Raw genomic sequence first — 11720 nt, 5'->3', positions numbered from 1 at the left:
GAACGCGTGCAACGATTGAGCGGAGCACTGCGTTTCGCGAAAATCTGTGATTCAGGTTTTTCGCGAAACGCTTTAAGCCGAGATACCCTGCGCGCGCGATAGCGCGCTCTATTTGGTCAGACCTGCGGCGCTTTCATGATCAGGCAGGTTGTAGAGCCGCTGGCATAAAGCTTGCCATCCTCCACGCCGCGGATTTCGCCCGTGGCAATACCGGTGGAGCGGCCCGCGTGGGCAACCGTGCCCGTCGCGCGCACGGTGAGCCCCAGGGGAATCGCGCGGCTGATGTTCACCTTGTATTCAAGCGTGGTATAGATTGAACCGCGCGGCACCTTCGTCATCACCGCGCAGGCCATGCAGCTATCCAGTATCGCGCCGTACCAACCGCCGTGCAGCCCGCGCATGGGGTTGGTCACGGGAAACTCTGGCGTTCCCTCGAAAATGACACAGCCTTCCTCGGCCGAGACAGGCCAGAAACCCATGGTCGCGCCGATGGGTGGGCCGGGCAGGCGGCCAGAGACCATATCCTGCATGAACTCCAGCCCCGAGCGGGACAAAAGATCAGCCATATCCGGCAATTGATCGAGTGTTTCGGCGATATTCATGCGTGCCCCCGGTGGTTATATCCGGAGGCAACGCTAGGCCAGCGTGACCGCGAGGGGAAGCCCTAGGCGACGTCGCGCAGTGCAACCTTCGGTGTTACGCCCAGCGCGTGGCAGACATCGCGCGTCAATTCGGGGCGGTTGAGCGTGTAGAAATGCAGGTCTTCGACCCCACCCTCGATCAACTCGCTGCACAGTTCGGTGGCCAGCGCGGTGGCCAGCAGGTCTTCGCGCCCGTCGCGCTTGGCCTTGGCAAAGGTATCGTCCAGCCACGCCGGGATCTGCGTGCCGCAGGCGGTTGCGAATTTGCGCACCCCGGTCCAGTTCTCGATCGGCAGGATACCGGGGATGATCGGCGCGTCGATTCCCGCCTTTTCGCAGGCATCGCGGAAGCGGAAGAAGGTTTCAGGTTCAAAGAAGAACTGGGTGATCGCCTCATCAGCACCGGCATCAATCTTGCGCTTGAGCCACTCGACATCGGCCTTTTGATCGGCGGCGTCGGGGTGTTTCTCGGGGTAGGCGCCGACGCGGATGGTGAATTTGCCGGTTTCGGCCAGCGCTTCAATCAGCTCGCAGGAACTGGCAAAGCCCTCGGGGTGCGGGGTAAAGCGGCCCGCGCCCTTGGGGGGATCGCCGCGCAGGGCGACGATTTCATTGACGCCTGCGGCGGCAAAGCTGTCTGCGATCTCAAGGGTTTCGGTGCGGGTCGCCTCGACGCAGGTCAGATGCGCGGCGACATTGAGGCCCGAGGAATTGTGCAGCGTGCCCACCGCCTCGCGCGTCAGTTCGCGGGTGGTGCCGCCCGCGCCATAGGTGACCGAGACGAACCGCGGGTCAAGCGGGGCCAGCGTTTGCACCGTGTCCCAAAGGCGAAAGGACGCCTCAAGCGATTTGGGGGGGAAGAACTCGAACGAAATGCGGGGCGTGGTCATCGTTTCAATCCTGCAAGAATCTTGTGTTGCTCCTCTTGTTGCAGATGCAGCATTGTGAGACAACTTCATAATATTCATGGTTTGAATGAGGTTCGTTCAAGAAATGCACATCGAGTTTCGCCATTTGCGCACCATCCGGGCGATCCATCAGGCGGGCGGATTGGCCCGCGCGGCAGAGCTTTTGCACATCACGCAATCGGCCTTGAGCCATCAGATCAAGGGCTTGGAGGATCAGGCCGGGATGGAGCTTTTCATCCGTCGCTCCAAGCCTCTGCGCCTGTCGGCGGCGGGGCTGCGTTTGTTGCGCGTGGCCGAGAAGGTGCTACCGGAAATCGAGGCGCTTGAGGCGGAGTTCGGCGGGTTGCGCGAGGGCAGCGCGGGGCGGATGCATATCGCCATCGAATGCCATGCCTGTTTCGAATGGCTGTTCCCGGTGTTGGAGCAGTTCCGCAAGAACTGGGGCGAGGTGGATGTGGATATCCGGCCCGGTCTGGCCTTCGATGCCTTGCCCGCGCTGCAAAAGGAAGAGGTCGATCTGGTGGTGTCGTCCGATCCCGAGACCCTTCCGGGGGTGATTTTCAAGCCGCTGTTCGATTACGAGCCGGTGTTCGTGGCCTCAAGTCAGCATCCCTTGGCGCAGAAATCCTATGTCGAGGCGGAGGATTTTCGCGGCGAAACCTTGATTACCTACCCGGTGGATCGCTCGCGCCTCGATGTTTTTACTGAACTTTTGACCCCTGCCAAAGTCGAGCCGCGCGCCATTCGACAGGTGGAGCTGACCGCCGTGACCCTGCTTTTGGTGGCCTCGAACCGAGGGGTTGCCGTGCTGCCGGACTGGGTGGTGCGCGAGGCGCGAACCAGCCGCGATTACGTCACCCGCCCGATCACGGAAACCGGCCTGACCAAGCGGCTTTATGCGGCGATTCGCGAGGATGACGCCGACAAGCCCTATGTCGCGCACCTTATTCGCTTGGCGCGGGAAATTCCCGTGCGATTGCAGCGGGGATTGGAGCCGGCCTAGCCTGAAACAGTCACCTCGGTGCCCCATCCGGCGCAGCGGTCCGACAGGGGTTGCGGCAAAGGCTGATCGGTAAAGAACCGGTCGATATCCTGAAGCGATCCGATGCGCACCGGCGCGTTGCGCTGGAATTTCGAGTGGTCCGCCACAAGGAACACGCCGCGCGAGCGTTTCAGAAGGGTTTGGCCAACCAGCACCTCCTGAATGTCGAAATCCAGAAGGTCGCCGTCTTCGTCCATGGCCGAACAGCCAAGGATCGCATAGTCGAATTTGAAATTCTCGATGGTGCGGGCGGTGATATTGCCGACCAGCCCGTTATCGGCCCGGCGCAGGGTGCCGCCCGCGACGACGATCTCGCAATCGGGGTTGGCCAGCAGGATGTTGGCCACGTTCATGTTGTTGGTCACGACCATAAGGTTGCTGTGATCAAGAAGGGCCTGTGCCACGGCCTCGGTCGTGGTGCCGATATCAAGAAAGACCGAGGCGCTGTCAGGGATTGCCGCGGCGCAGGCGCGGGCGATGGATTGCTTGGCATCGTCATTCAGGCGGCGGCGTTCTTCGTAGACGATGTTGGAAACGCCCGAAGGCAGGATCGCGCCGCCGTGGACGCGCTCAAGCTTCCCGGCATTGGCAAGTTCCGTCAGGTCGCGGCGTATGGTCTGGACCGTGACATCGAAGCGGTCGGCCAGATCTTCGACCATGACCTTGCCCTCGGTTCGGGCGATTTCCAGAATATCGGGCTGTCGGAATGTCTGTGACATGGGCCTCTCGTTACCGAGTTTTTTCGATTATGTTCGTTTTTGTGGGTAAATCAAGCCAAGTGATGGGCCTTGGCCTCATTCAGGCGATTCGTGGGCGGATTGGCGGGTCTTTTGTGATGCCGAAGCGACGCCATATGCATATTACGAAAGAAAATCGTAGTAAAAACAGGTTAGAAAGGCAAAAACGAAAATAAACGAACATTAAAGATTGACGGTTGTCGCGCGTTTGTGGTTCTTTTTGTCGCATACCCGAAGTGTGGGAGGAGCGCGCGTGGGCCACAAGGGCACATCAAGTGACACGGTTGACCTGTTCGTTATCGGCGGTGGGATCAATGGCTGTGGCATTGCGCGGGATGCCGCGGGGCGGGGCCTGACTGTTGCCTTGGCCGAAATGAACGACCTTGCTTCGGCCACTTCCTCGGCCTCGACCAAGCTGTTTCATGGCGGGTTGCGCTATCTTGAGTATTTCGAGGTGCGCCTTGTGCGCGAGGCGCTGATCGAGCGTGAAACCCTGCTGCGCGCCATGCCGCATATCAGTTGGCCGATGCGTTTCGTGCTGCCCTATCACAAGGACATGCGGTTCGAGGGCGAAACGCCGACATCGAAACTGCTCAATCTGGTGATGCCCTGGATGAAAGGCCGGCGGCCCGCGTGGCTGATTCGGCTGGGCTTGTTCCTGTATGATCACTTGGGCGGGCGGAAAATCCTGCCCGGAACCAAGACCCTGAACCTGACCCGGGCGCCCGAGGGCGCGCCGCTCAAGGATAAATTCCAGCGGGCGTTTGAATATTCCGACTGCTGGATCGAGGATAGCCGCCTTGTGGTGCTGAATGCCCGCGACGCCGAGGCGCGCGGCGCGCGCATCATGACCCGGACCAAGGTCATGACGGCCCAGCGCGAGGGCGACCTGTGGCTGGTCGAGGTGGAAAACACCGAGACCGGGCGGCGCAAGACCATTCGCGCCCGCGCCTTGGTCAATGCCGGTGGGCCTTGGGTCAAGGACGTGATCACCGGCGCCTTGCGCCAGAATGCAAGCGAAGGCGTGCGCCTTGTGCGCGGCAGCCATATCGTCACCCGCCGCCTTTTTGAGCACGACAAGTGTTATTTCTTTCAAGGTGCAGACGGGCGGATCATTTTCGCCATTCCCTATGAAGGTGATTTCACCCTGATCGGTACCACCGACGTGGAACACGAAGACCCCTCGGCCAAGCCTGAATGCACCGAGGCCGAGGCGCAATATCTGTGCGATTTCGCCTCGGAATATTTCAAAAAGCCGGTGACGCGCGACGATATCGTCTGGACCTATTCAGGTGTGCGGCCCTTGTATGACGACGGGGCAAAATCGGCCACGGCGGCGACACGGGATTACGTGTTGAAGCTGGATACCGAAGGTGGCGCGCCTGTGTTGAACGTCTTTGGCGGCAAGATCACCACGTATCGCAAACTGGCCGAGGCCGCGCTGGCCAGGATCACGCCGTTTTTCGATCAGGCCAAGGGCGATTGGACAGCGGGCGTTGCCCTGCCGGGGGGCGATTTCGCGGTGGACGGCGTGCAGCGTCTGGTTGATGATCTTAAGGGCGCCTACCCGTTTCTGGATAGCTATTGGGCCGGGCGTTTGGTGCGTGCCTATGGCACCGAGGCGGCGCAGGTTCTGGGCGATGCCGCGCGCATGGAAGATCTGGGCCCGCATTTCGGGGCCACGCTGACCGGGCGCGAGGTGGCATGGATGATGCGCCATGAATACGCCCGCCGGGCCGAAGATATCGTATGGCGCCGCACCCGTCTGGGCCTGCGGATGACCAAGGCGCAGATCAAGGCGCTTGATGACTGGATGACGTCAGGCGAGGCCATGGCCGCCGAATAAGGCAGGTCTGGCCGTGAAGGAGGAACGACGCGGATGACGCTGACACTGGAGAGTGTGACAAAGGTTGTGAACGGGCAGGTGCATATCCACCCCACCGACCTGACGTTGGAAAAGGGCACGATGAACGTGCTTCTGGGGCCGACCCTGTCGGGGAAAACCTCGCTTATGCGGCTGATGGCCGGGCTGGACGTGCCGAACGAGGGGCGCATCCTGTGGGACGGCAAGGATGTGACCGGCATGCGCGTGCAGGATCGTCAGGTGGCGATGGTCTATCAACAATTCATCAATTACCCGTCGATGAGCGTTTATGACAACATCGCCTCGCCCCTGCGCCTGATGGGCAAGAAGCCCGCCGAGATCGACACGGCGGTGAAGAAAACCGCCGACCTGATGAAGCTTACCCCGATGCTGGACCGCAAGCCGCTGGAACTGTCGGGCGGGCAGCAACAACGCTGTGCCTTGGCGCGGGCCTTGGTGAAAGACGCGGGGCTGGTCCTGTTGGATGAGCCTTTGGCGAACCTTGACTATAAACTGCGCGAGGAATTGCGCATCGAGATTCCCAAGATTTTCGAGGAATCCGGCGCGATCTTCGTTTACGCCACGACCGAACCGGAAGAGGCGCTGTTGCTGGGTGGCAATACCGCGACCCTGTGGGAAGGCCGTGTCACGCAATTCGGCCGCACGCCCGATGTCTATCGCCGCCCCGTCGATGCCACCACCGCGCGGGTCTTCAGCGATCCGCCGATGAACTTCCTGCAGGTGTCGAAAACCGGCTCCAAGCTGATGTTCGGCGATGGCCAAAGCGCGCCCGCGGTGGGAAAATTGGCCGAGTTGGCCGATGGTCGTTACACCGCCGGGTTCCGTCCCAATCACCTTGAGATCGGCAAACACACCGCCGATGCGATGCAGTTCACCGCGCAACTAAGCGTGACGGAACTCACCGGCTCGGAAACCTTCGTGCACCTTGACCACCACGGCGAACGCTGGGTGGGCCTCGTGCATGGTGTGCATGATCTGGAACTGGGGGCCGATCTGGATGTCTATCTCGACCCCAGTCATGTTTATGTCTTCGGCGAGGATGGCGCGCTTGTCGCACCCGCCGCCTATGCGCTTGCGGCTTGAGGGGGACGCGGAATGGCAAAGATCACATTGGATAACCTCGCACATTCCTACCTGCCCAATCCGAAGGGCGAGGATGACTTCGCATTGAAGGAGTTGAACCACGATTGGGACGATGGCGCGGCCTATGCGCTGTTGGGCTCGTCGGGTTGTGGCAAATCCACGCTCCTCAATATCATTTCCGGGCTTTTGCACCCAAGTCAGGGCCGTATCCTGTTCGACGGTCAGGATGTGACCAATGCCCCCACCGCACAGCGCAATATCGCGCAGGTGTTCCAGTTCCCCGTCGTTTACGACACCATGACCGTGCGCGATAACCTTGCCTTCCCGCTGCGCAACCGGGGCCGGGACGAGGCCTATGTCGCCGAACGGGTGCAGGACGTCGCCCGCATGATCGGCATGGAAGAAGACCTGTCGCGCAAGGCGCGGGGCCTCACGGCCGATGCCAAGCAGAAAATCAGCCTTGGCCGTGGCATGGTGCGCAAGGACGTGAACGCCCTGTTGTTCGATGAACCGCTCACGGTGATCGACCCGCATATGAAATGGGAACTGCGCACGCAGTTGAAGAAACTGCACCGCGATTTCGGCCACACGATGATCTACGTCACCCATGACCAGACCGAGGCCCTGACTTTCGCCGACAAGGTGGTGGTGATGTACGATGGCCGCGTTGTGCAGATCGGCACACCCGAGGAACTGTTCGAACGCCCCGAGCATACCTTCGTGGGCTATTTCATCGGCTCGCCGGGGATGAATGTTATCCCGGCCAAGGTCGAAGGCAAACAGGCTTATATCAACGGGTCTGCCCTTGATCTGGGCGCGGGTTATGGCGCGCTCGAGGGCAAGGTGGAAATCGGCGTGCGGCCCGAGTTTGCGCGGCTTTCCGACAGCGACGGTTTGCCCGTCAAGGTGCGCCGGGTCGAAGATGTGGGCCGCCACAAGATCGTCCGCGCCGAGTTCTTCGGCAACGATATCAACATCATCGCGGGCGAGGGCGAGGAGATCGGCGCCGACAAGACGCGCGTCACCTTCGATCCTGCGCATGTCAACGTCTACGCCAACGACTGGCGGGTCGCGCCGGAAGGCGCGCCTAAGGGACCAGTGGGGGAGGCCGCGTAATGCAGGAGAAAACGGTTAACCAAAAGGCATGGTTCCTTGTCTTGCCGGTTCTTGTGCTGGTGGCCTTTTCGGCCATCATCCCGCTTATGACCGTGGTCAATTACTCGGTGCAGGACACCTTCGGCGGCAATCAGTTCTTCTGGGCCGGGTTGGAGTGGTTCGACGATTTGCTGCATTCCGAACGGATGTGGAATGCACTGGGCCGCCAGATGGCCTTTTCGGCGATCATTCTGGCCATCGAAGTGCCGCTTGGCATCTTCGTGGCGCTTAACATGCCCAAAAGCGGCTTCTGGGCCAGCTTTTGCCTGGTGGTGATGTCGCTGCCGCTTTTGGTCCCTTGGAACGTGGTCGGCACCATCTGGCAGATATTTGGCCGGGTCGATATCGGCCTTCTGGGCTATACCCTTGATAAACTGGGCATTTCCTACAATTACACGCAGGATTTCTTTGCCGCTTGGGCCACCGTCATCGTGATGGATGTCTGGCACTGGACATCGCTTGTCGCGCTGCTGGCCTATGCCGGGCTGCAATCCATTCCCGACGCTTATTACCAAGCTGCCAAGATCGACCAGGCCAGCCGTTGGAAGGTGTTCCGCTATATCGAACTGCCGAAAATGGCTGGTGTTCTGATGATCGCCATTCTGCTGCGCTTCATGGACAGCTTCATGATCTATACCGAGCCTTTCGTTGTCACCGGCGGCGGGCCGGGCAATGCCACCACCTTCCTGTCGATCGACCTTGTGAAGATGGCGCTGGGGCAGTTTGACCTTGGACCGGCGGCGGCCTTCTCGATCATGTATTTCCTCGTGATCCTGTTGATCTCATGGGTGTTCTACACGGTGATGACCAACCTCGACAAAGCGGAGGGCAAGTAAATGGCCGATATGACCGCGAACCAAAGCGTCCGCCGTGGGATGGCCCTGCCGCGCATCAACAGCAGCGCGGTGGTGATGACCCTTTACCTCGTGTTCCTGATGCTGCCGATTTATTGGCTGGTGAACATGAGTCTGAAAACCAATGCCGAGATATTGGGGGAGTTTTCGCTCTGGCCGCGTGACCTGACCCTGCAGAACTATGTCACGATCCTGACCGACCCAAGCTGGTACATGGGCTATGTCAATTCGCTGATCTACGTGGTGATGAATACCGTGATCTCGGTCGCGGTGGCGCTTCCGGCGGCCTATGCCTTTAGCCGCTATCACTTCATGGGCGACAAGCACCTGTTCTTCTGGCTGCTGACCAACCGGATGGCCCCGCCCGCAGTTTTCGCGCTGCCGTTTTTCCAGCTTTATTCGTCGGTCGGCCTGTTTGACACGCATATCGCCGTGGCGCTGGCGCATTGTTTGTTCAACGTGCCGCTGGCGGTTTGGATCCTGGAAGGGTTCATGCGCGGCGTGCCCAAGGAAATCGACGAAACCGCCTATATCGACGGGTATAGTTTTGGCCGCTTTTTCGTGAAAATCTTCATGCCGCTGATTGCCTCGGGCATCGGCGTGGCGGCCTTTTTCTGCTTCATGTTCTCATGGGTTGAATTGCTGTTGTCGCGCACCCTGACCAGTGTAGATGCCAAGCCCATCGCCGCCACGATGACCCGCACGGTAGGGGCCTCGGGGATCGACTGGGGCGTGCTGGCCGCGGCCGGGGTGCTGACCCTCGTGCCCGGGGCCTTGGTGATCTACTTCGTGCGCAACTACATCGCCAAGGGCTTTGCCCTGGGGAGGGTGTGATGCGGCTGCGCGCTTTGATACTGGGCCTTGCGCTGGTGCCGATGGCCACATCGGCGCCCGCCTATTTCGCTGATTTCCATGAATGGGAAATGACCTGCGAGGCTGACAGCTATAGCCTGTCGTCGGTGCATCCAGTCTTGCGGCTTATTGAGAACGGGGCAGGAAGCCGGCTATCCAAAGGCCGGGAAACCTTGACGCTGGATCACGATTGCACCGCGCGCCATTCGGTTCTTGGGCAGGGAAAGTGGTGCTGGGCCAACGGTGGCTTTTTTGCCCGCTTCGAAGATCAATCCATCAATTTTGGAAGCCATCAGGAGTTGCTGTGCCCCGAGGGGGAAGACACTGGCTTCCTTGGCTGCAGATGCTAGGGAGATACTGAAATGGACTGGATGGCATGGACCCTGCCGACCGCCGCATTCTTTGGCGTCATCGCCGCGCTGCTGATCATCTTTTCAGTGCTGGCAATCAAGTTCCCCGAAACCCCGCGTACCGGGATTTTGCGGATCGAAACCACGCGCGGTGACCGTTTGTTCATCACGCTTCTCGGCTCGGCCTTTATCAATCTGGCTTGGCTGGGCCTTGTCGGCGCGCATCAACCCTACGCGCTGATCCTTTGCCTGATCTATGCCGCGGCGGTGTTTCGCTGGGTGTAGGGCGCACATGCGCCCGGGACCGGAGGAGACCGGGCGCAAACCATCAAGTTCCTCAACGACAAGATTGGTTCTAACTGGGAGGAAAGCCATGAACCTTAACCTCAAATCCACAACCGCGCTGGGCCTTGCCCTGTCGCTTCTGACCGGACCGGCCTTTGCCGGGATGGAGGAAGCACAGGAATTCCTCGATGCGGAAATCGGCGATATGTCGGCGCTGGATCGCGCCGCGCAAGAGGCCGAAATGCAATGGTTCATCGACGCGGCACAGCCCTTTGCGGGCATGGATATCCGCGTCGTGTCGGAAACCATCACCACCCATGAATACGAGGCCAAGGTTCTGGCCCCGGCGTTTTCGGCGATCACCGGGATCAATCTCACCCATGACCTGATCGGCGAGGGCGATGTTGTCGAAAAGCTGCAAACGCAGATGCAGTCGGGCCAGAACATTTACGATGCCTATGTCAACGATTCTGACCTGATCGGCACGCATTGGCGTTATCAGCAGGTGCGCAACCTCACCGACTGGATGGAAGGCGAAGGTGCGGATGTGACCAACCCGGGCCTCGATCTGGACGATTTCATCGGCACGCAGTTCACCACGGCACCCGATGGCAAGCTCTACCAGCTGCCCGACCAGCAATTCGCGAACCTCTACTGGTTCCGTTACGATTGGTTCAACGACGAAAAGAACAAGGCCGATTTCAAGGCGGAATACGGCTATGACCTGGGCGTACCGGTCAACTGGTCGGCCTATGAGGATATTGCCGAGTTCTTTACCGGTCGCGACCTGAGCCATATGGGCATCGACGACGAAATCTTTGGCAACATGGATTACGGCAAGAAAGACCCCAGCCTTGGCTGGCGTTATACCGATGCCTGGATGTCCATGGCCGGGATGGGCGACAAGGGCGAACCCAATGGCCTGCCGGTCGATGAATGGGGCATTCGCGTCAATGACGACAGTCAGCCGGTCGGCGCCTGCATGGCGCGCGGCGGTGCGGCCAACAGCCCGGCAGCGGTTTACGCGGTGGAAAAAGCCGTTGACTGGCTGCAGAATTACTCGCCGCCCTCGGCGATGGGGATGACCTTCTCCGAGGCCGGGCCGGTCCCGGGGCAGGGGAATATCGCGCAGCAGATGTTCCTTTACACGACCTTCGTTGCGCCGCTTGTCGACAGCCCCGCGGTGATGAACGAGGATGGCACCCCGAAATGGCGTCTCGCTCCCAGCCCCCACGGCGCCTATTGGGAAGACGGCATGAAGGTCGGCTACCAGGATGTGGGCAGCTGGACGCTGATGAAATCCACACCCACCGATCGCGCCAAGGCGGCGTGGCTCTATGCGCAGTTCGTGACGTCGAAAATCGTGGATGTGAAAAAGGCACATACCGGCCTGACCTTCATCCGCGAGTCGACGATCAACCACGACAGCTTTTCCGAGCGTGCACCGAAACTGGGCGGTCTGGTCGAATTCTACCGCAGCCCCGCCCGCACCCAGTGGTCGCCGACCGGCACCAACGTGCCCGACTACCCCAAGCTGGCACAGTTGTGGTGGCAGAACATCGGCGATGCCATGTCCGGCGCGAAAACTGCGCAAGAGTCCCTTGATAGCCTCTGCGGTGACATGGAAAGCGTGATGGAACGTCTGGAACGCGCCGGTATCCAGGGCGATATCGGGCCGGCCATGAACGACGAGCAGGGCGCCGAGCACTGGTTGTCACAGCCCGGATCGCCGAAGCCGAAACTGGACAACGAGGACGAAGAGCCGATCACCGTCAGCTATGACGAACTGGTCGCCAGCTGGCAGTAAGTCCTTTCGCCGGGGCCGCGTGACCTGCGCGGCCCCGGCCTTCCTCTCCCTGACGGGCCGATGGGTATCTCTTGCATGATCCCGCCGTCCGATTACCCTGCGTCCGCTGGGGCCACTGGCG

Annotated in this window: 12 protein-coding genes; 9 read left to right on the top strand and 3 right to left on the bottom strand. The window is 60.3% G+C overall.

Features of this window, described 5'->3' with window-relative positions; translation table 11 throughout:
* Positions 1–116 precede the first annotated feature (116 nt).
* Both RBB32_RS18345 and metF read right to left on the bottom strand, forming a co-directional pair.
* Positions 117–602: a PaaI family thioesterase gene (locus RBB32_RS18345; protein ID WP_306154854.1), complete on the bottom strand. Its 486-nt coding sequence runs from the start codon at positions 600–602 to the stop codon at positions 117–119.
* 62 nt (positions 603–664) lie between these two features.
* Positions 665–1531, bottom strand: coding sequence for a methylenetetrahydrofolate reductase [NAD(P)H] (metF, locus tag RBB32_RS18340; protein WP_306154853.1), 867 nt, complete (start codon positions 1529–1531; stop codon positions 665–667).
* A 103-nt stretch (positions 1532–1634) separates the two neighbouring features.
* Between metF and RBB32_RS18335 the strand changes: the two genes are divergently transcribed.
* On the top strand, positions 1635–2552 hold the full coding sequence (locus RBB32_RS18335) for a LysR family transcriptional regulator (RefSeq protein WP_306154858.1): 918 nt from the start codon (positions 1635–1637) through the stop codon (positions 2550–2552).
* Here the strand turns inward: RBB32_RS18335 and RBB32_RS18330 are convergent.
* Positions 2549–3310: a DeoR/GlpR family DNA-binding transcription regulator gene (locus tag RBB32_RS18330; protein WP_306154851.1), complete on the bottom strand. Its 762-nt coding sequence runs from the start codon at positions 3308–3310 to the stop codon at positions 2549–2551. The genes RBB32_RS18335 and RBB32_RS18330 overlap by 4 nt on opposite strands.
* A 271-nt stretch (positions 3311–3581) precedes the next feature.
* Here RBB32_RS18330 and glpD point away from each other — a divergent pair, with 271 nt between their 5' ends.
* The 8 genes from glpD to RBB32_RS18290 all read left to right on the top strand — a co-directional run bounded on the left by glpD (position 3582) and on the right by RBB32_RS18290 (position 11599).
* The gene (glpD, locus tag RBB32_RS18325; protein WP_306154849.1) at positions 3582–5174 is read left to right on the top strand and encodes a glycerol-3-phosphate dehydrogenase; all 1593 of its coding nucleotides are present in this window, start codon (positions 3582–3584) and stop codon (positions 5172–5174) included.
* Between the two features lie 33 nt (positions 5175–5207).
* Complete coding sequence (locus RBB32_RS18320; protein ID WP_306154847.1) at positions 5208–6296, top strand: ABC transporter ATP-binding protein; 1089 nt, start codon at positions 5208–5210, stop codon at positions 6294–6296.
* 12 nt (positions 6297–6308) lie between these two features.
* Positions 6309–7412, top strand: coding sequence for an ABC transporter ATP-binding protein (locus RBB32_RS18315; protein ID WP_306154845.1), 1104 nt, complete (start codon positions 6309–6311; stop codon positions 7410–7412).
* A complete protein-coding gene (locus tag RBB32_RS18310; RefSeq protein WP_306154842.1) occupies positions 7412–8287 on the top strand; it encodes a carbohydrate ABC transporter permease in 876 nt (291 codons plus the stop codon). The genes RBB32_RS18315 and RBB32_RS18310 overlap by 1 nt, the downstream gene beginning before the upstream one ends.
* A complete protein-coding gene (locus RBB32_RS18305) occupies positions 8288–9139 on the top strand; it encodes a carbohydrate ABC transporter permease (RefSeq protein WP_306154841.1) in 852 nt (283 codons plus the stop codon).
* A complete protein-coding gene (locus RBB32_RS18300) occupies positions 9139–9507 on the top strand; it encodes a hypothetical protein (protein ID WP_306154839.1) in 369 nt (122 codons plus the stop codon). Before RBB32_RS18305 ends, RBB32_RS18300 begins: the two co-directional genes overlap by 1 nt.
* A gap of 12 nt (positions 9508–9519) precedes the next feature.
* Positions 9520–9792, top strand: coding sequence for a DUF2160 domain-containing protein (locus RBB32_RS18295; RefSeq protein WP_306154837.1), 273 nt, complete (start codon positions 9520–9522; stop codon positions 9790–9792).
* Positions 9793–9880: 88 nt separating this feature from the next.
* A complete protein-coding gene (locus RBB32_RS18290; RefSeq protein ID WP_306154835.1) occupies positions 9881–11599 on the top strand; it encodes an ABC transporter substrate-binding protein in 1719 nt (572 codons plus the stop codon).
* Positions 11600–11720: the final 121 nt, after the last annotated feature.

This window comes from Roseovarius sp. MMSF_3281, from assembly GCF_030733685.1.
Taxonomy (GTDB): domain Bacteria; phylum Pseudomonadota; class Alphaproteobacteria; order Rhodobacterales; family Rhodobacteraceae; genus Roseovarius.
Note: the sequence above shows the minus strand (reverse complement) of the source record. Positions and strands in the feature narration are given on the sequence as shown.

Coding starts and splice junctions, on each gene's coding strand:
- RBB32_RS18310 (WP_306154842.1), top strand. CDS start 7,412: ATGCAGGAGAAAACGGTTAACCAAAAGGCATGGTTCCTTGTCTTGCCG.
- RBB32_RS18305 (WP_306154841.1), top strand. CDS start 8,288: ATGGCCGATATGACCGCGAACCAAAGCGTCCGCCGTGGGATGGCCCTG.
- RBB32_RS18300 (WP_306154839.1), top strand. CDS start 9,139: ATGCGGCTGCGCGCTTTGATACTGGGCCTTGCGCTGGTGCCGATGGCC.
- RBB32_RS18320 (WP_306154847.1), top strand. CDS start 5,208: ATGACGCTGACACTGGAGAGTGTGACAAAGGTTGTGAACGGGCAGGTG.
- RBB32_RS18335 (WP_306154858.1), top strand. CDS start 1,635: ATGCACATCGAGTTTCGCCATTTGCGCACCATCCGGGCGATCCATCAG.
- RBB32_RS18330 (WP_306154851.1), bottom strand. CDS start 3,310: ATGTCACAGACATTCCGACAGCCCGATATTCTGGAAATCGCCCGAACC.
- RBB32_RS18315 (WP_306154845.1), top strand. CDS start 6,309: ATGGCAAAGATCACATTGGATAACCTCGCACATTCCTACCTGCCCAAT.
- metF (WP_306154853.1), bottom strand. CDS start 1,531: ATGACCACGCCCCGCATTTCGTTCGAGTTCTTCCCCCCCAAATCGCTT.
- RBB32_RS18345 (WP_306154854.1), bottom strand. CDS start 602: ATGAATATCGCCGAAACACTCGATCAATTGCCGGATATGGCTGATCTT.
- RBB32_RS18290 (WP_306154835.1), top strand. CDS start 9,881: ATGAACCTTAACCTCAAATCCACAACCGCGCTGGGCCTTGCCCTGTCG.
- RBB32_RS18295 (WP_306154837.1), top strand. CDS start 9,520: ATGGACTGGATGGCATGGACCCTGCCGACCGCCGCATTCTTTGGCGTC.